The following is a 1,200-nucleotide window of genomic DNA, read 5'->3' as shown; positions in this document are numbered from 1 at the left end:
GATGGGCCGGATTTCCAAAGGCGTGCAGGCCTCTACCCTGAAGCATACGGCCGATTGGTACTTGTCCGAACAGGCGCTGGCCGATGCCAATAATACAATCATCCAAATGAAAAATAGCTTGGCTCTGCCAGAGATTCACCGGAAGTCCCCCACCGAACTCCATACGGCCAGTGATGGGCAGAAAATTTTGGTGAAGGGCGATTCGCTGAATGCTACCTATTCGGCCAAGTATCCCGGATTCCAAAAGGCATCGAGTATCAACACTGCCATTGACGAACGGTTTGCTTCTTACTATTCGGCCGTTATCACGGCTGCTGACAGGGAAGCGGGGAATGTAGCGGATATGCATTTAGGCAATCCGGTGGTGAAGAGTACGATGCATTCTACTGACTCCCACGGGGGAACCGAAGTCATATTTGGTATGATGCATTTTTTAAGCGTGTTCTTTGCGCCCCGCATCAAGGAGCTGGGTACGCTGGAACTCTACAGCTTTGTTTCCCAGAAAGAGTACGCCGGGCAAGGATACGTCCTGTTGCCTGACCATTACATCAGTGAAAAGCTCATTGAGACGCACTGGGATGACATGCTTAGGGTGATGGTATCGCTCAAACTGGGCAAAACCACCGCTTTTCAGGTACTCAAACGAATGAACTCGTATGCCAAACAGAATCCCTTGCAGAAGGCTTTCAAAGAGTTCGGCAAAATCATTCGGACCGCTTTTATCCTCAGGTATTACGATGACCTGGAATTACGGCAGTCGGTTGAAAAGCAGCTAAGCCATATTGAGATGATGAACCGGTTTGCCAAAGCCGTTTTCTTCGGTCAGAATCAGGAATTTCAGGTAGCCACCAAGCAAGAGCAGGAAAAAATCATTCTGTGCCGGCGGCTGATCCAGAATGCTATCGTGCTTTGGAATTACTTATACTTATCAGAATTACTTGCCAGGATAGATTCGCAGCCCGTACTGGAAGAAATGATTTCGGTCATCGGCAATGGCACTGCCGTTACCTGGCAGCATGTGAACATGATGGGAGAATATGACTTTATTAAACTGCTGGATAATAAACCGCTTCGGTTTGACTTGGAACGCATTTTTCAATGGAAGTATGCACCCGCAGCCAAAGAACCAGCAGGATTAGGATAAGTAATAGTGCTTAATCTGTCTATCTTACTTTTGGCCCGAATCGGGAGTTGCAACCA

The 1,200-nt window shown here is 47.9% G+C and carries 1 protein-coding gene; it reads left to right on the top strand.

Translation table 11 applies throughout. The annotated features are described in order from the left end of the window. Positions 1–1,144: Tn3 family transposase (locus tag K339_RS33290; RefSeq protein WP_051397921.1), on the top strand; the 1,144-nt coding region annotated here is incomplete at its 5' end. Positions 1,145–1,200 lie beyond the last annotated feature (56 nt).

It is taken from the genome of Runella limosa DSM 17973 (genome assembly GCF_000482465.1).
Taxonomy (GTDB): domain Bacteria; phylum Bacteroidota; class Bacteroidia; order Cytophagales; family Spirosomataceae; genus Runella; species Runella limosa.
The sequence above is the reverse complement of the archived record's forward strand: the minus strand, read 5'-3'. Positions and strand labels throughout refer to the sequence as shown.